This window comes from Pectobacterium aquaticum (genome assembly GCF_003382565.3).
Lineage (GTDB): Bacteria > Pseudomonadota > Gammaproteobacteria > Enterobacterales > Enterobacteriaceae > Pectobacterium > Pectobacterium aquaticum.
This window is the reverse complement of record NZ_CP086253.1, coordinates 2324173-2348507: the sequence shown is the minus strand read 5'-3', so window position 1 is coordinate 2348507 and position 24335 is coordinate 2324173. Positions and strand designations below refer to the sequence as shown.

Below are 24335 nucleotides of genomic sequence, written 5' to 3'. Positions count from 1 at the left end.
TTTTGTTACAAGTGGTTTTTGTTGCGGGATAAGACCAGAAATTAAATCTTATGCAGAGTTTAATTTCATAACTTGCTGTCACTTCAAATGATTATCTCGGTTTGTCATATTTTGTTTTTAAGAAAGGGATATAATCTGCCTTTTTGTTGAAATCAAGATAATATCATTAACTATGAATGAATATGCGGTTTAATATTTTGCATATAACTATATATGTAGTGAGTATAAAAATACATCAATAGCATGCAATAAGATGAATGCTGTTATAATCACTCTAAGTTATTTTCAATCACTAAATTTTCTATTAAAAATAGCTTATTAGCCTTAAATAGTGGTTACTTGTACTTTTATACAGGCTTTTTGATAGAGGAATACGCTGCAGTGCATCGAATAAACCGCCTGAGAGCATCGTTGCCTGAGCAGTAGGACGCAAAGAACACGCGGATCACGTTGAGAGTGAGAGAGCGAAAGACGAGGCGGAGTGTGGAATAACGGAGAGAAGGTCTGGCGAGAGGGGATTCTACCAGACCTCGACAGATTAGGCGTCGACCTTTTCGCCGAACTCACATAAATCTTCAATCAGGCAGGAGCCACAGCGCGGTTTACGGGCAATACAGGTGTAACGACCATGCAGGATTAACCAGTGATGGCAGTCGACTTTAAATTCTGCCGGAACGACTTTCAGCAGTTTTTCTTCTACCTGTTCGACATTTTTACCCGGTGCGAATCCTGTCCGGTTACTGACGCGAAAGATGTGCGTATCAACGGCAATCGTTGGCCAGCCAAACGCGGTGTTCAGAACGACGTTTGCCGTTTTTCGTCCTACGCCGGGTAAGGCTTCCAGCGCGGCGCGATCTTCGGGAACCTGTCCCTGATGCTTTTCCAGCAACAAACGGCAGGTTTTGATGACGTTTTCCGCTTTGCTGTTAAATAGGCCGATCGTCTTGATGTAGTCTTTCACGCCGTCTACGCCGAGTTCAAGCAGGGCTTCGGGCGTGTTGGCGACAGGGTAGAGTTTTGCGGTTGCCTTGTTGACGCTGACATCGGTTGCCTGTGCGGAAAGCAGTACGGCGATCAGCAACTCAAACGGCGTACTGAACTGCAATTCAGTGGTCGGATGGGGATTGTTGTCGCGTAAACGCGTTAAGATCTTAATCCGCTTAGCCTTGTTCACAGCGATTCCCCTACGGCACCCGTTGTCGGCACCGCTTTCCCTTCGGCGGAAGCGGCACGGGCTCGGCGTTGTTTCATTTTCTCATCGATCAAATATTTCACGGCCAGCAACAGCCCCAGACCAATAAACGCGCCCGGTGGCAGCATCGCCAGCAGGAAAGGCGAATCGAGGTGAACAACCTCAATGCGCAGCGCTTTAGCCCAACTGCCCAGCAGCAAATCTGCGCCGTCGAATAGCGTGCCGTTACCCAGAATTTCACGTAGAGAACCGAGTACCACCAGTGCGCTGGTGGCTCCCAGCCCCATTGCCAGGCCGTCAATAGCCGAAGGGAAAACCGCATTCTTGGACGCGAAGGCTTCGGCGCGGCCGATAACGATACAGTTCGTCACGATCAGTGGGATAAAAATTCCCAGCGATTGATATAAGCCGTAGGCATAGGCGTTGATCAGCATCTGTACGGTGCTGACCACCGAGGCGATGATCATGACGTAAATGGGAATACGGATTTCCGCTGGTACCCAGCGGCGCAGCGCGGAGACGGCCATGTTGGTACAGGTGAGAACCAGCGTGGTTGCCAGCCCTAATCCCAGCGCGTTAGTCGCGGTGGATGACACGGCCAGCAGGGGGCAAAGGCCCAACAATTGAACCAGTGCCGAGTTGTTCTTCCATAACCCTTCAACGAAAAGTGCTTTGGTTTGACTCATTGGTTCTCTCCACAGGCGGACAGCGTGTTGATTTGTGACGGTAGCGTTTGCAGGTAAAGGGCGCTGCGTTTTACGCTGTTAACGACGGCGCGCGGCGTAATGGTGGCGCCGGTAAATTGATCAAACATGCCGCCTTCTTTCTTCACTGCCCAGCGGGCATCCCGCTCATCCTGTACCGTTTGTCCGCTGAATCGGGTGATCCAGTCAGAAATTCGTACTTCGATTTTATCACCCAGTCCCGGCGTTTCATGATGCTCGGTGACGCGAACGCCGAGTACTTTACCGTGAAAATCAGCCCCGACCAGCAGCCGAATAGCACCAGAATAGCCATCCGGTGCGGTACTTTCCAGTGCGGCGGCAACCGGTTCTCCGTCCTGACGGGCGATAAACACGCGGTGTGGCGCTGACGATCCGAGCGCAGGGTTAGTGACAACGTAACACTCTTTTTGCATGTCACTGTTGTATAACTCGGTGGGAACCACCTGATCCAACAGTATCTTTTGTTGCAGCATCGCCTGATGCGAGATCGTCGGTTCCGTTAACATGTTCACCACCGCAGTTAATGCGGTAGTGCCAGCAGCAAACAGGGCCAGTGTTGTCGCGTGGCGGCGCATTGTCGTCATCATAGGCGTCTCCTCAGCGATGGTGGCCGTAAGCGCGTGGCTTGGTGTAATAGTCGATCAGCGGCACGGTGATATTTGCCAGCAGAACGGCAAACGCGACGCCGTCCGGGTAGCCACCGTAGGTACGAATCAGCCAGACCAGTAACCCAATCAGTGCCCCGAAAATCAGACGTCCCCGGTTGGTGGTTGATGCGGTAACGGGATCGGTCGCAATGAAAAAGGCGCCAAGCATCGTCGCCCCAGACAGCAGATGTAGCATCGGTGGCGCGAATTTCTCCGGCGAAATGATCCAGCTTAACGAGGCGCAGAACAGCAGCGACAGCAGGAAACTGACCGGAATATGCCAGCGAATGGTGCCACGCATCAGCAAAAACAGTCCGCCGATGAGAAAACCAATATTCACCCATTGCCAGCCAATGCCTGACAGCGATTGGGCAAATATCGGCTGTTTCAGAATGTTCTGCGGCGTTTGGCCGGCGCGCAGGCTGGTTTTAAACGTGTCCAGCGGGGTAGCCTGACTGACGCCATCAACGTTGTGCATCAACTGCTGCATGATGTACCCGTCAGGCGTATGTCCGGTAAAGATGATAACTAATGCATCATGGAAACTGACGGCAATGGTTTGCAGCGGCACAGGCGGCAGCCAGCTTGTCATCTGGACTGGGAAAGAGATCAGCAGCACCACATAGCCAATCATCGCGGGGTTAAACGGGTTTTGCCCTAAACCGCCATACAGCTGTTTGGCGATAATGATAGCGAAGACAGTTGCCATGACTACCATCCACCAGGGGGCTAGCGGCGGCAGGCTGATACCGAGCAGCACGGCGGTCAGTAGGGCGGAATTATCAGCCAGCGTGGTGCGTATGGCGAATTTTCTCAGTGACAATGTCACGCCTTCTGCGATAAGCGCAGTGGCGGATGCCAATCCGACCTGAATCAGGTTACCGTAACCAAAGAAATAGACTTGCGCCAGCATGCCCGGTAGGCAGGCCAGAATGACCAATAGCATGATGCGCTGTGTGCGCTGCTGGTTATGTGTGAACGGTGAACTCGCAATTCTAAAAGCCATTTATTCCTCTTGATATGACGATGCCTGCGCGGCTTTACGGGCTTTAACGCGAGCGATTGCGGCAGCCACAGCAGCCTTACGTGGATCTTCCTGCTCTTGTACTTCAACAACGGCAATCGGTTCTGGCACCACGTTGGAAACCACAGGCGTTGCCGCGTCTTCTGTACCTTCTGGGCTTGCCTCAGACTGCTGTGCAGCTTTACGCGCTTTAACGCGAGCAAGGGCGGCGGCTACCGCCGCTTTGCGTGGGTCATCAAGCTCGGCAGAAGGAACATTGGCCGCAGGCGTTTCCTGCTGCGCCCGTTCTTCACGTGCTAAGGCTTTGCGGGCAGCGCGCGCGGCGATGGCCGTGCTGTTATCCGGCTGTGCATCGGGGATTACCTCGATTGGCGAACCGACCTCTGTTGCGGCGGTTTGCTTACGGCGTACGCGCTCCAGTGCGGCCTGAACAGCATCTTTATCCGTGGTTGATACGCCAGCCGCCGCCTGTTTATGGCGCAACTCGCGAGCGGCTTTTTCTCGTTCCAGACGGGCTTGTTTAGCGTCAAAGCGCACTTTGGCATGTGCAGCACGCTGTGCCTCTTCATCGATGGCCCGAATTTCAGCCTTTTCCTGACGGTAATACTGCACCAGCGGAATATTGCTAGGACAGACATAAGCGCAGGCACCGCATTCGATGCAGTCAAACAGATGGTGATTGCGGGCTTTTTCGTGTTCCTGCCCGCGGCTGAACCAGTAAAGCTGCTGCGGCAAGAGTCCCGCCGGACAGGCATCGGCACATTTGCTACAGCGAATGCAGGACTGTTCTTCAGCAACCGGCTCCATTTCTGCATGTGACGGCGCGAGCAGGCAGTTGCTGATTTTGACGATAGGGACATCCAGCGACGGCAGCGTAAAGCCCATCAGCGGCCCGCCCATCACGACCATCGGCTGCTTATTGACGTGGAAACCGCCCTGTTTGAGCAGGTGGCGTACCGGTGTCCCTAGTCGTGCCCAGACGTTGCCGGGCTGGCGTAAGGCTTCGCCGGTCAGCGTCACCACGCGCTCGGTGAGCGGTTCGCCGTCGATCACGGCACGTTTGATGGCAAAAGCCGTTCCGACGTTCTGCATCAGTACGCCAATGGCGGCGGAGTGTTTACCGAACGGGACTTCCTTGCCAGTCAGAATCTTGGTGAGCTGCTTGGCACCGCCTGACGGATATTTGGTTGGGATGACGCGCAACTGCATGTCGCTGCGTTTACCCAAGGCCAATCGCAGGGCGCTGATGGCTTCCGGTTTGTTATCTTCTATCCCAATCAGAATGCGTTTGGGCTGCAACAGGAATGACAGAATCTCGACGCCCTGAATAATCTCCTCGGCGCACTCCTGCATGAGTCGATCGTCGGCGGTGATATAGGGTTCACACTCTGCGCCGTTGATAATCAGGGTTTCAATCCCGCGCATCCCGCCTTGTAACTTGGCCGCGGTAGGGAAACCTGCACCGCCTAAGCCCGCAATGCCAGCCTGATGCAGATGGGCAAGCAGGGTATCAACGCTTTGTGCGCGGTAATCCGTAAAGGTCTGGCGCTCGCACCAGCGATCGTCGCCATCCGGCACGATGATGATACTGAGCTCTGACAGACCAGACGGGTGCGCTGTCGTGTGCTGACGAATCGCGTTCACCGTTCCCGACGTCGGTGCGTGAACGGGCAGCGTGCGGCCTTTTCCCCGCGTTAGCGGTTGACCGCGCAGGACGTTATCGCCGACGCTGACGCAGATCTCGCCTTCCGGCCCAAGGTGCTGCTTGAGCGGAATAATGAACTGTTCTGGCAGCGGAATCTGGCGCAGCGGCGTCTGGCTGGACTGCGTCTTCATTTCCGGCGGATGAATGCCACCGTCGAAATCCCAGATCCTGTCTTTTTTAAAGGCGGAAAACAGCTTAAGCATGTCGTTCTACTTGAATAACGCGTACTGGAATCGTATCGAGATCCCATTTCCAGTTAGCGGGAGTCGGCGCGATAGGACGTAATTCGATACAGTCCGTCGGGCAAGGGGAGACGCAGAGATCGCAGCCGGTGCACAAATCGCTGACGACGGTGTGTAGCGCTTTGGTACTGCCGATGATGGCATCAACCGGACACGCTTGAATGCACTTGGTGCAGCCGATGCAGTTGCTTTCATCGATCCAGGCAACATGGCGCGCGGGGGCTTGAACATCGGCGTCACCTTCCAGCGGTTGCGGATCGACGTTGAGCTTTTCAGCCAGCTTCAGCATCATCGCTTCGCCGCCGGGGCCGCATTTATTAATACTTTCGCCATTTAGCGCGACCGCCTCGGCGTAGGGCCGACAGCCAGGGTAGCCGCACTGGCCACACTGGCTTTGTGGCAGCATGGCTTCCACTTCTTCCACGATGGGATCGTTTTCGACTGCAAACCGACGGGAGGCATAGCCGAGCACCAGGCCGAAGAATAGTGCTAGTGCACTTAATGCCACAATGGCAATCCAGATAGCGCTCATCAGAATTTCACCAGTCCGGTAAAGCCCATAAACGCCAGCGACATGAGGCCTGCGGTGATCAGTGCGATAGACGAACCGCGGAACGGCGCAGGAATATCCGACACGGCAAGACGCTCACGAATGGCGGCAAAAAGCACCATCACCAGCGAGAAGCCGGCCGCCCCGCCAAAACCATAAATCGTCGATTGCAGGAAACCGTGTGACAGGTTGATGTTGAGCAGAACAACCCCAAGCACTGCACAGTTGGTGGTAATCAGCGGCAAGAAGATCCCCAGCAGGCGATATAGCTCAGGGCTGACTTTGCGCACGAACATCTCGGAAAACTGCACCACCACGGCGAGCACCAGAATAAAAGCCATGGTGCGTAAATAGAGAATATCAAGCGGAACGAGAATAAATTCGTTGACCAGCCAGGAAAACATGGAGCCGACAGTCATCACAAACGTGGTCGCCATGCCCATACCAATCGCCGTCTCCAGTTTTTTGGACACGCCCATAAAGGGGCACAGCCCAAGAAACTTCACTAAGACGAAATTATTTACCAGAAGGATGCTAACAAAGAGCAATGCGTATTCGGTCATTACGGTGCCTAGAAAACAAAACCGGACTATTATCAGGCATTGTTGGGTTTTCGACAACATACCCAAAGTAGGGTTATCACCGTCCCCTTCAAGAGGCGGAAGGTCAGCTTCGCTTAATAAGCGAAGCACCAAGCTATTATACAGTAACGAGCTAAGCGTTCGGTGTAATATTCCGGAAGGAAATTATTGCATAATTATTCTTTTCGTTGCTACCCACTACAGAACGTGATGCCAGATGGATTTTGGCACGCAGCCGAGATCGAACAAGCGCCCGCCGGATGCCAACTCAGCCCGCCGATGGTCCGCAGCACGATACATGTTGATGATTTCCTGACTGTCTGTCAGAGAATAATTGAGATGATCAAAGAGTTTTTCCAAACTTTCTGTTGAGCTGACTTTCCTGAATTTGAGCAAATAGTCATAAACGGTCATGGTGATTGGTCTAATAGTTATGTGGTTGAGATGACTAAGTATATTCAAGCGAAAAAGCCTGTCCAGAGGGGGATGAAAAAAGTACGCTTATTTTTCAACAACAAACGAATGAAAATGAAAAATAATAGATTGACAGGAAAATACTACGGCGTTTAGGGCAATGTCGGGCGGCAGGGCGATGGAAAATCAGAGTGTGGGGTAGTGAGTGCCTATACAAGTGCCTACAAAGGGCAGATTGTTCACGGACACGTATCCATAGACAACCTGCCCCTGAGATCGGACTTAGCGGCTACAAAGTTTGTAATACACCTCATTCCAGCGCAGCGCATCTTTGAATTCGTGGAGTCGGGTTTCGTTGTCGATCACCAGCAGTTCAATGTTCTGCATCTCGGCGTAGAGCCGCATGTGTTCGAGATCCAACGCCTGACTAAAGACGGTGTGGTGCGCACCGCCAGCCAGAATCCAGGCTTCGGCTGCCACTTCCAGCGATGGTTGCGCTTTCCAGATGGCACGGGCAACCGGCAGTTTCGGCAGCGGGCGCGGCTGTTCGATGGTATCGACCAGATTAACCAGCATTCTGAAACGGTCGCCCATGTCGATCACGCTGGCGTTGAGGGACGGCCCAGCCGGCGTTGAGAAAATCAAACGGGCAGGGTCGGCTTTGCCGCCAATACCCAGGTATTGCGCATCCAGAATCGGTTTCTGCTCTTTCGCAATTGTCGGGCAGACTTCCAGCATGTGGGAACCGACGACCAGATCGTTACCGTTCTGGAAGTTATAGGTGTAGTCCTCCATGAAGGATGTCCCGCCCGACAGCCCGCCGGCCATCACTTTCATAATGCGCAGCAGCGCGGCGGTTTTCCAGTCGCCTTCGCCACCGAAGCCGTAGCCTTGCTGCATCAGACGCTGGACCGCCAGTCCCGGCAGCTGTTTCAAACCGTACAGGTTTTCAAAATCGGTGGTGAACGCGTGATAACCGCCTTGTTCCAGAAAGCGTTTCATCCCGAGTTCAATCTGTGCCGCATCCAGCAGGTTCTGACGGTTCGCGCCGTTGAGTTTCACCGCGTCGGTTAACTGATAGCTGGTTTCGTACTCTTCGACCAGCGCATCGATATCGCCTTTGGATACGGCATCGACCACGGCGGTTAAATCGCCCAGCCCCCAGGCGCTGACGGAGTAGCCGAATTGGATCTGCGCGCCGACTTTATCGCCTTCGGTGACGGCGACTTCACGCATGTTGTCACCAAAGCGCGCAACCTTCAGCTGTTTGCTTTCCTGAATGGCGGCGGCAACCCGCATCCATTTGCCGATACGGGCATGGGCGTTCTTATCCTGCCAGTGGCCGACGATAACCTGATGCGCCTGTCGCATCCGGGCACCGATGAAACCAAATTCACGTCCGCCGTGCGCAGTTTGGTTCAGGTTCATGAAATCCATGTCCATGGTGTCCCATGGCACTTCGGCATTGAACTGGGTGTGGAATTGCAGCAGCGGTTTACTGAGTACGCTCAGGCCGCCAATCCACATTTTGGCCGGAGAGAAGGTATGCAGCCAGGTCAGCAGGCCGATACAGTTATCCTGATAGTTGGCATCGCGACACAGCGCCAGAATTTCGTCCGGTGTTTTCACCAGCGGTTTCAGCACCAGCTTAACGGGCAGGTTGGCCTGTTGATTCAATCCGGCGACGACTTTTTCCGCGTTCTCTTTTACCTGACGTAACGTTTCTGGCCCATAGAGGTGTTGACTACCGATGACGAACCAGACTTCAAGCTGCTTAAAATGATCCATGATGACTCCTGTAACGTGATCCCCAGAGGGATAAAAATTAGTTTTTTGCCGTAGACGTTGGGCTATAGGCGGGTTCCGCGAGGCGGCACCACTGCTGATAGCGCTCATAAAGCTGCTGATAACGGGCGACGCGCAGGCTGTCTGGCATTAAGGTGCGCTCGATGCCGCTGGCCATATGCTGCTGTGCCGTCGGGATATCGCCGTGAACGCCAGCGGCGACGGCAGCAAAGATCGCCGCGCCAAGTGCACAGCACTGATCGGAGGCGACGATCTGCAAAGGACGATTCATCACGTCGGTACACACCTGCATGATGACGGGGGATTTCCGCGCGATGCCGCCCAGCGCCAGCACGTTCTCGACGGGAACGCCCTGATCTTCAAAGCACTCCATAATGGCGCGCGCGCCAAAGGCCGTTGCAGCAATAAAACCGCCGAACAGCGTGGGGGCATCGGTGCCCAGATTGAGATCGGTAATCACGCCTTTTAGTCGCTGATTGGCGAATGGTGTTCTGCGACCGTTGAACCAGTCCAGCACGACCGGCAGGTGATCCAGCGTCGGGTTCTCTGCCCAGCTGTGGGTCAGTCGCTCCAGCAGCTTGGCTTCCATCGCCTGTAATGACGTTTTGAGTTCAGGATGATCTTTCGCTGCTTCCTGTAACGACCAGCCCAGCAGTCGCCCGAACCAGGCGTACATATCACCAAAAGCGGACTGCCCGGCTTCGAGACCGATATAACCGGGAACCACGCTGCCGTCGACTTGCCCACAGATACCAGCGATGGTGCGATCGGCAATGCGTGCGTCGTCGGCGATCAGAATGTCGCAGGTAGAAGTGCCAATCACTTTGACCAGCGTATAAGGCTGTGCGCCCGCGCCGACGGTGCCAACGTGACAGTCAAACGCGCCGCCCGCCAGAATGACCGTTTCGGGGATGCCGAGCCGCTGTGCCCACTCGGCGGTGATGGTGCCGACTGGCTGTTCGGCGGTCCAGGTATCGGTAAACAGCGGGTACTGTAATGTCTCTGTCAGGCAGGGATCGAGTGCGTGCAAGAAGTCTTTCGGCGGCAATCCGCCCCAGCTCGGGTGCCAGAGTGATTTGTGTCCGGCGCTGCACCGGCCACGGCGAATATCGGCAGGTGCTTGCGTGCCGGAAAGTAGGGCGGGCACCCAGTCACACAGCTCGATCCAGGAAACGGCGGCCTGACGCACCGCTGCGTCGGCGCGGGAAACATGCAGGATTTTGGCCCAGAACCACTCGGATGAATAAACGCCGCCGATGTAACGGGTGTAATCTGGGAATTGGCCGCTCCGGCACAGTGCGTTGATGGCTTCCGCTTCTTCTATTGCGGTGTGGTCTTTCCACAGCACGAACATGGCATTTGGGTTGTCGGCAAATTCGGGGCGTAGGGCGAGGATCTGACCTTGCTCATCAATCGGTGCGGGAGTTGACCCGGTGGAGTCCACGCCAATACCGATGATGTTCTGCCGCTGTTCGTTCGTCAGGCGTGAAACGACGACCTTAACCGCCTGTTCCAGCGATTCAATATAGTCCAGTGGGTGATGTCGGAACTGGTTGTTGGCAGGCTGACAATATTTCCCCTCGCGCCAGCGGGGGTAGTAGACCACTTCTGTTTCCAGCTCTTGCCCGCTTTGGCAGTCAACGGCTAAGGCGCGTACCGAATCACTGCCGAAGTCGAGACCAATCGTAATAGCGCCCGCACTCATGCTTTGCTCCTCATTAATCCCAGATCGTTGGTGTTTACGATGGCAGGGATAACGAGAGGCGGTGAGGAGCGGTTAGCTGGAAGTATGTATTTTTCTGTCGCCAGCAGCCATTTTGTGAAGCGGGTCAAAGGTTAATGATTGGTTAAATTCGCTAAATGTATGTACAAACCTGTCATTGTTCCGGACTGTGATAAAGCTCTACATTCTTACTGGGAATAACGACTAAAACATAAAGCGTCTGAATGCTACTGAGTAAAGGAATCGTGCTAAGTCTGTGTTTTTCCTTTATCCAGACCGGAAATACCCTACCAGGAACTCGAACTCGTCTCAGCGTTGCTGACGAATGAAAAGATAATTACACCGGAGAACATCATGCATAAATTCACTAAGGCGCTGGCAGCAATCGGGTTGGCCGCTGTTATGTCACAATCAGCTATGGCAGAGAACGTAAAGCTGGGCTTTCTGGTTAAACAGCCGGAAGAACCTTGGTTCCAGACGGAATGGAAGTTCGCGGATAAAGCAGGGAAAGACCTTGGTTTTGATGTGATAAAAATCGCGGTTCCCGATGGTGAAAAGACCCTGAACGCGATCGACAGTCTGGCGGCCAGTGGCGCGAAAGGCTTCGTTATCTGTACGCCGGATCCGAAGTTGGGGCCTGCCATTATCGCAAAAGCACGCAGCTACGATCTGAAAGTGATCGCGGTTGATGACCAATTCGTGAACGCCAAAGGCCAACCGATGGATACTGTGCCATTGGTGATGATGGCAGCCACCAAAATTGGCGAGCGTCAGGGGCAGGAACTGTATAAAGAGATGACCAAACGCGGCTGGAAAGTAGAGGAAACCGCCGTGATGGCGATTACCGCTGATGAGTTGGATACCGCACGTCGCCGCACGTCTGGCTCCATGGATGCGCTGAAAACCGCAGGATTCCCAGAAAAACAGATCTACAAAGTACCGACCAAATCTAACGATATCCCCGGCGCGTTTGACGCCGCTAACTCCATGCTGGTTCAGCATCCGGGCGTGAAAAACTGGCTGATTATCGGCATGAATGACAACACTGTGCTGGGTGGCGTGCGTGCAACGGAAGGTCAGGGCTTTAAAGCCGCAAACGTCATTGGTATCGGTATCAACGGCGTGGATGCGGTGAGTGAGCTGTCTAAAGATAAGGCAACGGGCTTCTTTGGTTCACTGCTGCCGAGCCCGGATATTCACGGTTACAAGAGTATCCAGATGCTGAACGACTGGGTAACCAAAGGCGTGGAGCCAGAGAAATTCACCGAAGTGACCGACGTGGTGCTGATCACGCGTGACAACTTTAAGGTCGAACTGGAGAAAAAAGGTCTGATGTAATCACGCCTAATTTCGTAAAGACGCGGATAACGCCGGTCAGCATGACGCTGGTCGACGTTATCCTGATCGAAGTTATCCGCGCTCTACCTGCATCGTTATGAGGAAACAGACATGACAGCACAGTCACCCTATTTGTCGTTTCATGGGATTGGTAAAGAATTTCCCGGTGTTAAGGCGCTTTCGGATATCAGTTTTTCCTGCCATGCCGGCCAGATCCATGCATTGATGGGGGAAAACGGGGCGGGCAAGTCGACGCTGTTAAAGATCCTGAGCGGTAACTATTCACCGTCGGCGGGCGAGATCCATATTCAGGACAAGCCCGTGCAGTTTAACAACACGATGGATGCCTTGAATGCGGGCGTTGCTATCATTTATCAGGAACTGCATCTGGTGCCGGAAATGACGGTCGCCGAGAACATCTACTTAGGTCAACTGCCGCATAAATACGGCATGGTGAACTATTCGCTGCTGCGTTATGAAGCCAAACTTCAGTTGCAGCATCTGGGGTTGGATATCGATCCTGATACCCCGCTGAAATACCTCTCTATCGGGCAGTGGCAGATGGTGGAAATCGCCAAGGCGCTTGCCCGTAACGCCAAAATTATTGCTTTTGATGAGCCGACCAGTTCGCTGTCTGCCCGTGAAATCGAGCAGCTTTTCCGCGTGATTAAGGAATTGCGCAGTGAAGGCCGGGTTATTTTGTACGTTTCGCACCGGATGGAAGAAATTTTTGCGCTGAGTGATGCCATTACCGTGTTTAAAGATGGCCGCTATGTGCGCACGTTCGACGATATGCAGCAGGTGAACCATGAGTCGCTGGTACAGGCGATGGTAGGGCGTAACCTGGGGGATATCTATGGCTATGCGCTGCGTCCGCACGGCGAAGAGCGTCTGACGCTGAAAGATGTAAAAGCGCCGGGGGTGAAATCCACGGTTTCCCTGAACGTGAAGCAGGGGGAAATTGTCGGGCTATTTGGTCTGGTGGGCGCTGGCCGCAGCGAACTGATGAAAGGGTTGTTTGGCGCGACCAAAATCACCAGCGGTCAGGTGCTGCTGGATGGCAAACCGCTGGTGGTGAATTCCCCCATTGATGCGATTCGTCAGGGGGTGATGCTCTGCCCGGAAGATCGCAAAGCCGACGGCATCATTCCGGTGCACTCGGTGCGTGACAATATCAATATCAGCGCAAGGCGTAAGAGCCTGAAAGCCGGTTTTATTATTAATAATCAGTGGGAAGTGGATAACGCCGCGAAGCGCATTGCGGCGTTGAACATCAAAACACCGTCCGATGAACAGTTGATTATGAATCTTTCTGGGGGAAACCAGCAGAAAGCCATTCTTGGCCGCTGGCTGTCCGAAGAGATGAAGGTCATTTTGCTCGATGAACCCACGCGCGGCATTGACGTCGGCGCGAAGCACGAAATTTATCATGTTATCTATGAACTCGCGAATCAGGGGATCGCGGTGCTGTTTGTCTCCAGCGATTTACCCGAAGTGCTTGGGCTGGCCGACCGGATTATCGTCATGCGCGAAGGAGCCATCTCTGGTGAGCTGCTGCATACCGATGCCACGGAGCAGAAGGTGCTCAGTTTGGCCATGTTACGAACCCCCGATATCGAATCTGCGGTTGCCTGACCGCGAAGGAGTAAAATAATGTCAACGGTTACGTCTGCAACTTCAGAAAAGAAGAAAAACGGCGCGGGATTATCCCGTATTTGGGATAACTACGGCATGCTGGTGGTATTTGCCGTGCTGTTTTTTGGTTGTGCAATTTTCGTCCCCAACTTCGCCTCGTTTATCAATATGAAAGGGCTGGGGCTGGCGATCTCCATGTCTGGCATGGTGGCCTGTGGGATGTTGTTCTGTCTGGCTTCCGGTGATTTTGACCTGTCGGTTGCGTCAATCATTGCCTGTGCTGGTGTGGCGACGGCGGTGGTGATCAATATCAGTGAAAGCCTGTGGATCGGCGTCGGTGCCGGGCTGCTACTGGGCGTGGCGTTCGGTTTGCTCAACGGGTTTGTGATTGCCCGTTTGAAGATCAATGCGCTGATCACGACGCTGGCAACGATGCAGATTGCGCGCGGTCTGGCGTACATCATTTCCGATGGTAAAGCGGTAGGGATTGAAGATGAGCGCTTCTTCGAACTGGGCTATGCCAACTGGCTGGGTTTGCCAGCGCCAATCTGGATCACCATCGGCTGCATGATTCTGTTTGGCCTGCTGCTGAATAAAACCACCTTTGGCCGTAATACGCTGGCGATTGGGGGCAATGAAGAGGCGGCGCGTCTGGCCGGGGTGCCCGTTGTACGTACCAAGATCATCATTTTCGCCTTATCCGGTCTGGTATCGGCGGCAGCAGGGATCATTCTGGCATCGCGTATGACTAGCGGCCAGCCGATGACCTCCATCGGGTATGAGCTGATCGTGATTTCTGCCTGCGTGCTGGGCGGTGTGTCGTTGAAAGGTGGGATCGGTAAAATTTCTTATGTCATCGCTGGTGTGCTGATCTTAGGTACGGTAGAAAACGCGATGAACCTGCTGAACATCTCGCCGTTTGCCCAATATGTGGTGCGCGGTCTGATTCTGCTTGCGGCGGTTATCTTCGACCGCTACAAACAGCTGGCGAAGAAAACGGTATAAATGCCCGTGCGGCAGGGTCATCACTCTGCCGCGTTCTCTCATTACTCGCGTGTACCGGAGGCTTGATGTATCACCGTATGGCGCATGACTCCCAGCCTAATCCGCTGCTGCCGGGATATTCGTTCAACGCTTATCTTGTGGCAGGTATGACACCGATTCTGGCAGAAGGGCCGCTCGACTTCTTTATCGATCGTCCCGATGGCATGAAAGGCTACATCATTAACCTCACCATGAAAGGTCAGGGTCAGGTCTTTGATGGCGATGAGACCTTTTTCTGTAATCCCGGTGACCTGCTGCTGTTCCCGCCGAAATCGAAGCATTTTTATGGTCGTTCACCGAGCAGCGACTGTTGGTATCACCGCTGGGTCTATTTTCGCCCGCGCGCTTACTGGGCTGACTGGCTGGAATGGCATACCAAAAGTAGCGGTATTGGTCGTATGAGCCTGCCAAATAATCAACTGCTGCTGGAATTCGACAGGCTGTTTGCCAATATCGAGCAGACCCAGCGTTCCGGGCGTCGTTTTTCAGAAGAATTGGGGATGAATCTGCTGGAGCGTCTATTGCTCCGCGCGATGGAGGAAGATCCACAGAGCCCGCAGAAGATCATGGATCCGCGTGTGATAGAAGCCTGCCAGTTTATTACCAGCAATCTGGCTGGAGAGCTACGTATTGACGAAGTGGCGCGGCATGTTTGTCTGTCGCCGTCGCGGTTGGCGCATCTGTTCCGTGAACAGGTGGGCATTAATATTTTGCGCTGGCGTGAAGATCAGCGCGTGATTCGCGCCAAGCTGTTATTGCAGACAACACAGGAGTCTATTGCCAACATTGGTCGCGTGGTGGGGTATGACGATCAGCTGTATTTCTCACGCGTGTTCCGTAAGCGGGTCGGCGTCAGCCCCAGCGATTTCCGCCGTCGCAGCAGTGAAATCAACTATCCGGCAGCCAAAACGCTGCCCGTGGTGTGGGGAGAACGGATGCCCAGCGCTGTGAGTGGCTAACGTTCCGAAATATGACAGATTCCCCTTGCTGTTATCCCTCTCTGCAATCTGGCGGATGGCGGGTATATACTGAGTGAGAAATCACAAAGTCAAAATAAGTTAAGGGGAATCGTCATGAGTGAGACCGTTCGTGTTGGGCTGCTGGGCTATGGCTATGCCAGTAAGACATTCCACGCGCCGTTAATTGCCGGTACGGCAGGTATGGAGCTGGTGGCTGTGTCCAGCAGCAGTGCTGAAAAAGTGCATGCAGATTGGGCCAATCTGCGAGTAGAGAAAGATCCTCAGGCGTTATTTAACGATCCCGATATTGACCTCATAGTTATTCCTACCCCTAATGACACGCACTTCCCGCTGGCGAAACAGGCGCTGGAAGCGGGCAAGCATGTTGTCGTCGATAAACCGTTTACCGTGACGTTGTCACAAGCATACGATCTGGGTGCGATTGCCGACCGCGTCGGAAAAATGCTTTCTGTTTTCCATAACCGCCGCTGGGACAGCGATTTTCTGACACTTAAACAGCTGCTGGCGGCGGGAACGTTAGGAAATGTGGTGTATATGGAATCGCATTTCGATCGCTTCCGTCCCGAAGTGCGCCAGCGCTGGCGGGAAGACGGCAGTGAAGGCAGCGGGATTTGGTACGACCTTGGGCCACACTTGCTGGATCAGGCATTGGAACTGTTTGGCTTGCCGGTGGCGATTCAGGTGGATATGGCGCAGCTAAGGCCGGGCAGTAAGGCCACAGATTATTTCCACTCAACGTTGATTTACCCACAACGCCGGGTTGTCCTGCACGCCAGCATGCTGGTGGCGGCGGCGTCTGCACGCTACACCGTGCATGGCACGCGCGGCAGCTTTGTTAAATATGGTCTCGATCCACAGGAAGATCGTCTGAAAGCGGGCGAACGCCCACCGCTGGCCGACTGGGGGCAGGATAAGCACAATGGTGTGCTGACGCTGTCTCGCGATGGCATAACGGCGGAGCAAACGATCGCCACGATTCCGGGTAATTATCCGGCTTACTACGCGGCAGTGCGCGATGCACTGACGGGGAAAGGCGAAAACCCCGTCAGCGTGCATCAGGCGATTCAGGTGATGGAACTGATCGAGCTGGGGCTGCTTTCCCACGAGCAGAAAAAAGCCGTCACGGTGAAAAATAGCTAGATTTACCGCGTTTTATTCCAGATAGTTAATGGTTTGTTTAAACAGGCGATCTTAGGATCGCCCGTCTTGTTAGCGTGTTCATTCGGCTGATAACAGGCCAGGGGAAAGGTGTCGGGCATGGGGTGGTTACAACGGTTACGTATTGATAAATTCTTATTGGTTCTGATTTTTGTGGTGGTGACAGCGTCGGTTCTTCCTGCTGAAGGCGCCGTGAAGGTTTTCTTTGAGCACCTGACCACGGCGGCGATTGCTCTGCTGTTCTTTATGCACGGTGCGAAGCTATCGCGTGAAGCGATTAGTGCGGGTATGGGGCACTGGCGTTTGCATCTGGTGGTGTTTGCCAGCACGTTTATTCTGTTCCCGCTGCTGGGAATCGGTATGAGTCTGTTGTCGCCCGTGGTGCTGACGCCGACCTTGTATCTGGGTTTCCTCTATCTGTGTGCGCTACCAGCGACAGTGCAGTCGGCGATTGCTTATACCTCAATGGCCGGTGGCAACGTCGCAGCGGCGATTTGTAGCGCCTCGGCATCCAGTATTTTGGGCGTGTTTCTCTCGCCGATTCTGGTCGGTTTGCTAATGCAGACGCAAGGGGGAGAAACGGATACACTGCACGCTATTGGCTCTATTATCATGCAGTTAATGGTGCCTTTCGTGATTGGTCACCTGTCTCGCCCGCTGATTGCCAAGTGGGTTGAACGTCACCGTAAGCTGATTAATATTACTGACCGGTCATCAATTCTTTTGGTGGTGTATGTCGCTTTCAGCGAGGCTGTTGTGCAGGGGATTTGGGGACAGATCAACGTCTGGTCATTGCTGGCCGTCGTCGGCTGCTCAGTCGTGCTGCTAGCGATTGTGCTGGTGGTGAATACGCTGGTTGCCCGTAAGCTGGGCTTTAATACCGCCGATGAAATCACCATCGTATTCTGCGGTTCGAAGAAGAGCCTGGCGAATGGGATCCCGATGGCAAACGTGCTGTTTCCTGCCGCTGCTGTCGGTGCGATGGTGCTGCCGCTGATGATTTTCCACCAAATCCAGCTGATGGTCTGCGCCGCGCTGGCTCAGCGTTATGCCAAGCGGATAAACAAGGAACAGGATACGCCTCGTCAGTAAGAAATTATCGTTTTCTGGCATCATACAAAACGCCCTCGGCCTTACACAGCCCGAGGGCGTTGTCATTTGTAACAAACACGTGTAACTAGACGGAAATACAATAAATAATATATTACAGTGATAGTTTCATTTTGGTGTTACTTTTTTGTTGCATTACGTTATAACAATAGTTGCTCATCGAGAGGAATTGTCGATAGAGCAAGACACAGTTGATGATGATTATTTGAGAACGAGGGAAATATGTTTAAAAAAACGGTGTTAACTTTAGCGATGTTAGGGACGTTGGCTTCCGCCTCTGTGCAGGCTGCACAGAGTATGGAATGTGTGAAAACCAGTCAAAAAGAAATTGCGTCGTTATTTGACCGTTGGAATGCATCGCTGCAAACGGGTGATGCGAAGAAAGTTGCGAAAAACTATGCATCAGACGCGGTGCTGCTGCCAACGCTGTCCGATCAACCGCGTACGACTGACGCAGAGCGTATTGATTACTTCGAACATTTCCTGGCGAAAAAGCCGGTTGGTAAGATTGATACCAGCACGATCCGCATCGGTTGTAATGACGCGGTTGATACCGGAACCTACACGTTCACATTCGGTGATGGTAGCGTAGCCAAAGCACGCTATACCTACACTTACGCTTGGGACGCAAAACAGAAACAGTGGTTGATTACCACGCATCACTCTTCAGCAAACCCAAGTAGCTGATCTCTATAATTTATCTTTAAAAATGCGCATTAAACGGCTAACAAGAGTTGGCCGTTTTCTATGTGTTGTTGATACAAACTACTGCGCACCACCGCGTTTACGCAGAACCTTTTCGCGCAGTTGCTGCTTTTCCTGTTCGCTGATAAACGCAATGTTCAGGCCGTTTTCCTGTGCTTTGCGAGTTTCTACCGCCGTCAGGCCAGCAAGTGGGGCCGCGATCTCATATTCGTGACGGATCTCTATGCCCTGAACCGCAGGATCGTCCGTGTTGATGGTAGCGGGGATTTCATAGCGCAGGAAGTGGATCAGCGGATGTTTATCCAGTGATTCAACAGTGCTGGTTTGAATGTTAGAGGTCAGACAGGATTCGATGCCGATGCCATGCTCCGCCATGTGCGTCATCAGACGCGGATCGATAATAGCGGTTACGCCATGCCCGATGCGCTCTGCGCCCAGATGGTTAATCGCCTGCCAGATACTTTCCGGCCCGGCCGCTTCACCTGCGTGAACCGTAATGTGCCAGCCAGCATCGCGGGCTTGTCGGAAATGAGAAGTAAACTGCACACCGGGGTAACCCAATTCATCACCAGCCAGATCGAGCGCGACGATGCGATCCCGCTGGGACAACAGAGCGTCCAGCTCTTGCTGGCAGGCCTCGGTGCCGAAGGTCCGGCTCATGATGCCAATCAGACGGATATCGGTAGCGAAATCACGACTGCCCGCGGTAATGCCGTCGATCACGGCTTCAACCACGCCAGCAATCGGCAGTTTATGATTCATCGCCATATAGTAGGGAGAGAAACGCAGTTCTGCGTAATCCAACCCGGCTTTCATGGCATCTTCAACGTTCTCGTAAGCCACGCGGCGGCAGGCATCCAGTGAACCGAGTACGGCTACACCCCAGTCGAGCTTTTGTAAAAAGCTCAGTAAGTCAGGTTCATTCTTGGTGACTTGGACGTGAGGGCGGAGCGCTTCGATGTCGCTGGCAGGTAACGCTATATTGTACTGGCGGCCTAGCTCCAGAATAGTCTGGGCGCGGATATTACCATCTAAATGGCGGTGGATGTCTGTCAATGGCAGGAGTGAATCAATCATAATGTTATTGTCTGATTACTGTTTTTCATACGACAAAGTATAAAAAGAAATCGAGGTAAATAGCCAACAGTTAGCGCCAAAACTCCACTATTCTGAACAATCATTAAGCAAAAACAACCTGTTACTGCTTTTCCTGACCCGTAGCACGAGCGTTCAACTTAAAAACGGTGGCGGCGAGTGCGGCCACCGTATGTTTTAGCACATAACACGATATGCTGAATTATTGCGCCGGTGGTGTGACGGGTTCTTCCTGTGCGCCAGGCAGTGACTCTTCACCTTCTTCCGTTGGAATGGAGAAATACGGTGCGATGAAATCAGCCAGCGCTATTTTGTTGCCGTTGAAATCAATTTGGCCATCGGCATAGTGCAGTGAACTGGTAATGGTGTTGTCTTTGGTGACGCTCAGTTGGTTTCCCTGACCAATCTCGGCCACCATGTTAGCCTGCTGTTTCGCCATATCCTCTAACTGTTTTTGCTCTTCAGCATTGGCGGTTTTTGGGCTGCTCTGTACCATCAACTCTGTCAGCATATCCAGCGGTACGTTGAGTTTAGCATCGAGTTTTTTGACCGACTGACGAATGATTTTTTCTTCATCCGACAGGGTTGCATCGTTCGCTTTATCCGCACTCTGCAATGGATCGGTTAAATCCAGTGCCAGCGTGAACGTCCCTTCACCTTTACTGTTTTTCCAACTAATCGGGGATATTTCAACGCGCGGATTGCCTTTCAGTAACTGTGGTAGATATTGCAGAACCGACATGGCAGCGTCATGCTGGTAAGTGTCAGGATCGATAGCAGTCGGATCCTGCAACAGTTTCTGCACCTGTGCCTGATAGGCGGTGATTAACTGCTTGGTGCCCGCGCCGTCAAGCTGTGAAATGGACATACTCACATTACCAGAACCCAGATTACGGTCACCTATGATTAACGATCCCAGCGTTACGGCCAGTTTGCCCGCCAGATTTTTATCATCTTCCGTTGCGCTGCTTTGCAGAGAGAAGCCGCTCAACGTTACAGGTTCACCGCCTTCTACGGTAAACGTCATCGTTTTAAAGGACAGATTGCCATCGCCTAAATCAAGATCGAATTTGCCTTTTTTGTTAGTTCCCTTGATGGAGAAATCGGTGAGATCGACGTTCTCGGTTTGACCCCAGTCGTTTTTCCTTTCCATCTTCACACTGTTGATGGTGGTATCCAGCTTACTGCTGCGCAGATCGTGCCCGATATCCAACACGGCTTGCGCCCCGCTGAAAGCGAATTTCTGTTCTGGCGTTTGATAGTCGATAGGGGCCAGCGTAACGAGTGACTGCGTATCACCGCTGTAAGCGACGCGAGTTTCAGCCGTAAAGAACGGCTTCTCTTTCGTCAGCTCAAACCAGGCTTTGACGGCTGGCGTGTTGACCAACTCGGTATGGACAGACGCCATCGCCGGAGCGAGGTTGAATTTCTTGAGCTGTGCTAGCGGGAATGGCCCATGAGACACGGTTTCGTTAAAGACAAGTTCTTCACCGGGCGCAAGGAATTGGGCACCTTTTGCTGTGCCGTCTGTCTGTAAAACATAGGCCAGGGTGCTGCTGAATACGCCGCCGTTATAGTCGCGATAGACGACTTTCAGGCCAGCGTTCGGGTAGGCTTGCTTGAGCTGGGTATTCAGCGTATCGGTAAAACCATCAATTTGCTGAGCCATCTGCTTGCCAGTGTACCAGGATGCACCCGTCCAGATGGCACCCAGAGCAACAATAACGCCTACGGCGACTAACGACTTCTTCATTTTTATTCATCCTTTAGTAAAAAAATGCGCGTTTTCAACGCGAAACGCTGGCGACTTACCCGTAGGTAAGCGTAGCGTATGGAACAAGTTATCGGTTAAATACGCGAGCGAGACGCCCCTGTCCCTCAACCGTTATCGGTGATTCACTGGCGGAAATGAAGCAGGATTCTCCCGGATATAGCGAGAGCCGCTGCTCATTTTTTTGCAGGACGGCATGGCCGTCAATACAAAATACAATGGCGGCACTATTCTGGCTGAGCGTTTGCGGGCTCTGGCTCAGTTCGTGCAGCGAAAAAGCGAAATCTTCAACAGGAATCGGAAAGCTGAGTTCATTACCCTGTCGGTGTGGCGTCGTCAGCAACTGGTTTGCAGGTTTGGCTTCGAACACGACATTATCCAGCAGCTCTGGAATATCAATGTATTTCGGCGTCAGCCCAGCACGCAGCACGTTGTCTGAGTTCGCCATGACTTCTAATGCCACGCCTTTCAGATAAGCATGCGGCGTTTGCGCAAACAGGAACATGGCTTCGCCGGGTTGCAGCGTAATAACGTTCAGCAGAAGCGGGGAGAACAATCCGCTGTCGTCGGAGTAGTATTGTGTAATCGCGCGGATAGTCGCCCAAGGCTCTTCATTTTGACTATTTAGCGCGGCTTTCAAGACGCCGAGCGCGCGCGATTTTTGCTCACCTTCCATACTCAGCAGGTTGGTGAACAGCATGGCGAGATTCTTCGCGTCGGGCTGTTGTAAAAACGCGGTGATTGACGGATGTGCGCTAGCAACTGGCTCTAGCAACTGCACAATTTCAGATAATTCTCTGAACCCATTCATGGCCTGAAAGGGCGTTAATGCGTAGACCAATTCCGGTTTGTGATTGGCATCTTTGTAATTTCTTTCGGCTGCATCGAGTGGGATGTCTGCGGCATTCTCTTTCGCAAAGCCTTGTTCTGCCGACGATTTACTGGGATGAACCTGAATGGAAAGCGGCTGTTCTGCGCACAATACCTTAAATAAAAAGGGCAATTCGCCAAAACGTTGCGCGATCGTTGCGCCAAGATGGGTGGTTGCGTCTTCTGCAATCACGTCTCGCAGGCTGCGGGTGTTGCCTTTTTCATCAATAATCGCCGAACTGCTTTTTGGATGGGCACCCATCCAAAGCTCCGCCATCGGTAAATTACTGGGATTATCAATGCCATATAGCTCATTTAAGGCGTATTTGCTGCCCCAGGCGTAGTGCTGGACGCAATTGAGCATTTTTTGCATGTCGGCTCCCTGCTATTACATTAATTGTTAATTTCTGTGATGCTAGCTGTTAATTGCTTGAGTAATTATGAATACACTGCATCTTCTTCGCTTCATGGTAATGTTTTATGTAGCGCGATGCCAGACAGTGTTAGTAGCCCAATAAGCGTGATAAGGCCAGTGAGTGTTATCAGAATAGGCCCTGCGATGTGATTCGATGTCTTCTACTAGTTGAATGTGTGTTTTAAGGAGGAAAGGTAATGAGCACGACGCGTAGTGAAAAAGACTCAATGGGTTCGATTGATGTGCCTGCTGAACGATTATGGGGCGCACAGACACAGCGATCGCTGGAACACTTCCGTATTTCTGAAGAGAAAATGCCCCGCGCGCTGATTTATGCACTGGCGCAAACCAAGCGCGCGGCAGCACGCGTCAACATGGATCTTACGCTTCTGTCTGCCGATCGGGGAAATGCGATTATTCAGGCGGCAGACGAAGTGTTGGCAGGTCAGCATGCTGGGGAATTCCCGCTAGCAATCTGGCAGACGGGATCTGGCACGCAAAGTAATATGAATATGAACGAGGTGTTGGCTAACCGCGCCAGTGAACTGCTGGGGGGAGAACGGGGCAACAATCGGCTGGTTCATCCGAATGATGATGTCAACAAAAGTCAGAGTTCCAACGACGTCTTTCCGACGGCGATGCATGTCGCCGCTGTTGTCGCGATCAACGAACACCTGATTCCTGAATTGAAAGCGCTACATGCCACGCTGGCGTCCAAGGCTGAGCAGTTTAAGGATATCGTCAAGATCGGCCGTACGCATTTACAGGATGCCACGCCGCTGACGTTGGGGCAGGAAATCTCCGGCTGGGCCGCGATGTTGCAGCATAACCTGAAGCATATCGAAAACAGTGTGCCACACATTTGCGAGCTGGCGCTGGGCGGCACCGCAGTCGGAACAGGACTAAACACCCATCCCGAATATGCGGTGCGCGTGGCGGCGGAACTGGCGGAACTGACCGGGCAGCCGTTTGTGACTTCGCCGAATAAATTCGAAGCGCTGGCGACCTGTGATGCGCTGGTTCACGGGCACGGTGCTTTGAAGGGGCTGGCCGCATCGTTAATGAAGATTGCCAACGATGTACGCTGGCTGGCGTCTGGCCCGCGCTGTGGTATCGGCGAACTGAGCATTCCTGAAAACGAGCCGGGCAGTTCCATCATGCCAGGCAAGGTCAACCCGACTCAGTGTGAAGCGCTGACGATGCTGTGCTGTCAGGTGATGGGCAACGATGTCGCCGTGAATATCGGCGGGGCGTCCGGTAACTTTGAGCTGAACGTCTATCGTCCTATGGTGATTCATAACTTCCTGCAATCGATTCGTCTGCTGGCTGATGGCATGAAGAGCTTCGATGAGCACTGTGCGGTAGGAATCGAACCGAATCGCGATCGCATCAATCAGTTGCTGAATGAATCGCTGATGCTGGTGACGGCGCTGAACACGCACATTGGCTATGACAAAGCGGCAGAAATTGCCAAAAAAGCGCACAAAGAAGGGCTGACGCTGAAGGCGGCTGCGCTCAAACTGAACTACCTAACCGAAGCACAGTTTGATGCGTGGGTTCGACCGGAAGAGATGGTCGGTAGCCTGAAAAAGTAATGTCGCGATA

21 protein-coding genes are annotated in these 24335 nt (G+C 53.0%); 8 read left to right on the top strand and 13 right to left on the bottom strand.

The genetic code is table 11. The features are described from left to right. Positions 1 to 538: 538 nt before the first annotated feature. From nth to DMB82_RS10820, 10 genes are all read right to left on the bottom strand, one after another. Positions 539 to 1174 carry an endonuclease III gene (gene nth / locus DMB82_RS10865; RefSeq protein WP_102117636.1) on the bottom strand — a complete coding sequence of 212 codons (636 nt, stop codon included), beginning with the start codon at positions 1172 to 1174 and terminating at the stop codon, positions 539 to 541. Next, a complete protein-coding gene (locus DMB82_RS10860) occupies positions 1171 to 1878 on the bottom strand; it encodes an electron transport complex subunit E (RefSeq protein WP_102117637.1) in 708 nt (235 codons plus the stop codon). The genes nth and DMB82_RS10860 overlap by 4 nt, the downstream gene beginning before the upstream one ends. Beyond that, the gene (rsxG, locus tag DMB82_RS10855) at positions 1875 to 2504 is read right to left on the bottom strand and encodes an electron transport complex subunit RsxG (protein WP_116162258.1); all 630 of its coding nucleotides are present in this window, start codon (positions 2502 to 2504) and stop codon (positions 1875 to 1877) included. Before rsxG ends, DMB82_RS10860 begins: the two co-directional genes overlap by 4 nt. Positions 2505 to 2514: 10 nt before the next feature. Then, positions 2515 to 3570: an electron transport complex subunit RsxD gene (gene rsxD / locus DMB82_RS10850; protein WP_102117639.1), complete on the bottom strand. Its 1056-nt coding sequence runs from the start codon at positions 3568 to 3570 to the stop codon at positions 2515 to 2517. Further along, a complete protein-coding gene (rsxC, locus tag DMB82_RS10845) occupies positions 3571 to 5496 on the bottom strand; it encodes an electron transport complex subunit RsxC (protein ID WP_116162256.1) in 1926 nt (641 codons plus the stop codon). It abuts the gene before it with no gap. Then, positions 5489 to 6067 (bottom strand): electron transport complex subunit RsxB, encoded by a 579-nt coding sequence (rsxB, locus tag DMB82_RS10840; protein ID WP_102117641.1) that lies wholly within the window; start codon positions 6065 to 6067, stop codon positions 5489 to 5491. Before rsxB ends, rsxC begins: the two co-directional genes overlap by 8 nt. Further along, positions 6067 to 6648, bottom strand: a complete 582-nt coding sequence (rsxA, locus tag DMB82_RS10835; protein ID WP_010296121.1) for an electron transport complex subunit RsxA — start codon at positions 6646 to 6648, stop codon at positions 6067 to 6069. Before rsxA ends, rsxB begins: the two co-directional genes overlap by 1 nt. Positions 6649 to 6864: 216 nt before the next feature. Continuing rightward, positions 6865 to 7080 carry a transcription modulator YdgT gene (ydgT, locus tag DMB82_RS10830; RefSeq protein ID WP_102117642.1) on the bottom strand — a complete coding sequence of 72 codons (216 nt, stop codon included), beginning with the start codon at positions 7078 to 7080 and terminating at the stop codon, positions 6865 to 6867. A gap of 282 nt (positions 7081 to 7362) precedes the next feature. Next, complete coding sequence (araA, locus tag DMB82_RS10825; protein WP_116162254.1) at positions 7363 to 8868, bottom strand: L-arabinose isomerase; 1506 nt, start codon at positions 8866 to 8868, stop codon at positions 7363 to 7365. Positions 8869 to 8905: 37 nt separating this feature from the next. Further along, complete coding sequence (locus tag DMB82_RS10820) at positions 8906 to 10591, bottom strand: ribulokinase (protein ID WP_116155240.1); 1686 nt, start codon at positions 10589 to 10591, stop codon at positions 8906 to 8908. A 372-nt stretch (positions 10592 to 10963) separates the two neighbouring features. Here DMB82_RS10820 and DMB82_RS10815 point away from each other — a divergent pair, with 372 nt between their 5' ends. From DMB82_RS10815 to DMB82_RS10785, 7 genes are all read left to right on the top strand, one after another. Beyond that, on the top strand, positions 10964 to 11947 hold the full coding sequence (locus DMB82_RS10815) for an arabinose ABC transporter substrate-binding protein (protein ID WP_116162252.1): 984 nt from the start codon (positions 10964 to 10966) through the stop codon (positions 11945 to 11947). A gap of 111 nt (positions 11948 to 12058) precedes the next feature. Continuing rightward, positions 12059 to 13582 carry an L-arabinose ABC transporter ATP-binding protein AraG gene (araG, locus tag DMB82_RS10810; protein WP_116162250.1) on the top strand — a complete coding sequence of 508 codons (1524 nt, stop codon included), beginning with the start codon at positions 12059 to 12061 and terminating at the stop codon, positions 13580 to 13582. Between the two features lie 18 nt (positions 13583 to 13600). After that, positions 13601 to 14587, top strand: coding sequence for an L-arabinose ABC transporter permease AraH (araH, locus tag DMB82_RS10805; protein WP_102117646.1), 987 nt, complete (start codon positions 13601 to 13603; stop codon positions 14585 to 14587). Between the two features lie 65 nt (positions 14588 to 14652). Then, on the top strand, positions 14653 to 15585 hold the full coding sequence (gene araC, locus DMB82_RS10800) for an arabinose operon transcriptional regulator AraC (protein WP_102117647.1): 933 nt from the start codon (positions 14653 to 14655) through the stop codon (positions 15583 to 15585). 114 nt (positions 15586 to 15699) lie between these two features. Beyond that, positions 15700 to 16746 (top strand): oxidoreductase, encoded by a 1047-nt coding sequence (locus DMB82_RS10795; RefSeq protein ID WP_102117648.1) that lies wholly within the window; start codon positions 15700 to 15702, stop codon positions 16744 to 16746. 117 nt (positions 16747 to 16863) lie between these two features. Next, entirely contained in the window at positions 16864 to 17856 is a 993-nt protein-coding gene (locus DMB82_RS10790) for a bile acid:sodium symporter family protein (protein WP_102117649.1), read from the top strand. Positions 17857 to 18096: 240 nt separating this feature from the next. Continuing rightward, the gene (locus DMB82_RS10785; RefSeq protein WP_116162248.1) at positions 18097 to 18561 is read left to right on the top strand and encodes an SgcJ/EcaC family oxidoreductase; all 465 of its coding nucleotides are present in this window, start codon (positions 18097 to 18099) and stop codon (positions 18559 to 18561) included. Between the two features lie 78 nt (positions 18562 to 18639). Here DMB82_RS10785 and add read toward each other — a convergent pair whose 3' ends face one another. The 3 genes from add to manA all read right to left on the bottom strand — a co-directional run bounded on the left by add (position 18640) and on the right by manA (position 22688). Beyond that, complete coding sequence (add, locus tag DMB82_RS10780) at positions 18640 to 19656, bottom strand: adenosine deaminase (protein ID WP_116162246.1); 1017 nt, start codon at positions 19654 to 19656, stop codon at positions 18640 to 18642. Between the two features lie 220 nt (positions 19657 to 19876). Further along, positions 19877 to 21427: a YdgA family protein gene (locus DMB82_RS10775; RefSeq protein ID WP_116162244.1), complete on the bottom strand. Its 1551-nt coding sequence runs from the start codon at positions 21425 to 21427 to the stop codon at positions 19877 to 19879. A gap of 88 nt (positions 21428 to 21515) precedes the next feature. Continuing rightward, on the bottom strand, positions 21516 to 22688 hold the full coding sequence (gene manA / locus DMB82_RS10770; RefSeq protein ID WP_116162242.1) for a mannose-6-phosphate isomerase: 1173 nt from the start codon (positions 22686 to 22688) through the stop codon (positions 21516 to 21518). Between the two features lie 239 nt (positions 22689 to 22927). Here manA and fumC point away from each other — a divergent pair, with 239 nt between their 5' ends. Beyond that, positions 22928 to 24325 (top strand): class II fumarate hydratase, encoded by a 1398-nt coding sequence (fumC, locus tag DMB82_RS10765; protein ID WP_102117654.1) that lies wholly within the window; start codon positions 22928 to 22930, stop codon positions 24323 to 24325. The last annotated feature ends 10 nt before the right edge of the window (positions 24326 to 24335 follow it).

What these genes read in the sequence shown, in the direction of transcription:
- DMB82_RS10795 (WP_102117648.1), top strand. Translation starts at nt 15,700, where the DNA reads ATGAGTGAGACCGTTCGTGTTGGGCTGCTGGGCTATGGCTATGCCAGT.
- araG (WP_116162250.1), top strand. Translation starts at nt 12,059, where the DNA reads ATGACAGCACAGTCACCCTATTTGTCGTTTCATGGGATTGGTAAAGAA.
- ydgT (WP_102117642.1), bottom strand. Translation starts at nt 7,080, where the DNA reads ATGACCGTTTATGACTATTTGCTCAAATTCAGGAAAGTCAGCTCAACA.
- araH (WP_102117646.1), top strand. Translation starts at nt 13,601, where the DNA reads ATGTCAACGGTTACGTCTGCAACTTCAGAAAAGAAGAAAAACGGCGCG.
- DMB82_RS10815 (WP_116162252.1), top strand. Translation starts at nt 10,964, where the DNA reads ATGCATAAATTCACTAAGGCGCTGGCAGCAATCGGGTTGGCCGCTGTT.
- rsxB (WP_102117641.1), bottom strand. Translation starts at nt 6,067, where the DNA reads ATGAGCGCTATCTGGATTGCCATTGTGGCATTAAGTGCACTAGCACTA.
- DMB82_RS10790 (WP_102117649.1), top strand. Translation starts at nt 16,864, where the DNA reads ATGGGGTGGTTACAACGGTTACGTATTGATAAATTCTTATTGGTTCTG.
- rsxC (WP_116162256.1), bottom strand. Translation starts at nt 5,496, where the DNA reads ATGCTTAAGCTGTTTTCCGCCTTTAAAAAAGACAGGATCTGGGATTTC.
- DMB82_RS10785 (WP_116162248.1), top strand. Translation starts at nt 18,097, where the DNA reads ATGTTTAAAAAAACGGTGTTAACTTTAGCGATGTTAGGGACGTTGGCT.
- DMB82_RS10775 (WP_116162244.1), bottom strand. Translation starts at nt 21,427, where the DNA reads ATGAAGAAGTCGTTAGTCGCCGTAGGCGTTATTGTTGCTCTGGGTGCC.
- rsxD (WP_102117639.1), bottom strand. Translation starts at nt 3,570, where the DNA reads ATGGCTTTTAGAATTGCGAGTTCACCGTTCACACATAACCAGCAGCGC.
- araC (WP_102117647.1), top strand. Translation starts at nt 14,653, where the DNA reads ATGTATCACCGTATGGCGCATGACTCCCAGCCTAATCCGCTGCTGCCG.
- fumC (WP_102117654.1), top strand. Translation starts at nt 22,928, where the DNA reads ATGAGCACGACGCGTAGTGAAAAAGACTCAATGGGTTCGATTGATGTG.
- DMB82_RS10820 (WP_116155240.1), bottom strand. Translation starts at nt 10,591, where the DNA reads ATGAGTGCGGGCGCTATTACGATTGGTCTCGACTTCGGCAGTGATTCG.
- DMB82_RS10860 (WP_102117637.1), bottom strand. Translation starts at nt 1,878, where the DNA reads ATGAGTCAAACCAAAGCACTTTTCGTTGAAGGGTTATGGAAGAACAAC.
- rsxA (WP_010296121.1), bottom strand. Translation starts at nt 6,648, where the DNA reads ATGACCGAATACGCATTGCTCTTTGTTAGCATCCTTCTGGTAAATAAT.
- add (WP_116162246.1), bottom strand. Translation starts at nt 19,656, where the DNA reads ATGATTGATTCACTCCTGCCATTGACAGACATCCACCGCCATTTAGAT.
- araA (WP_116162254.1), bottom strand. Translation starts at nt 8,868, where the DNA reads ATGGATCATTTTAAGCAGCTTGAAGTCTGGTTCGTCATCGGTAGTCAA.
- manA (WP_116162242.1), bottom strand. Translation starts at nt 22,688, where the DNA reads ATGCAAAAAATGCTCAATTGCGTCCAGCACTACGCCTGGGGCAGCAAA.
- rsxG (WP_116162258.1), bottom strand. Translation starts at nt 2,504, where the DNA reads ATGATGACGACAATGCGCCGCCACGCGACAACACTGGCCCTGTTTGCT.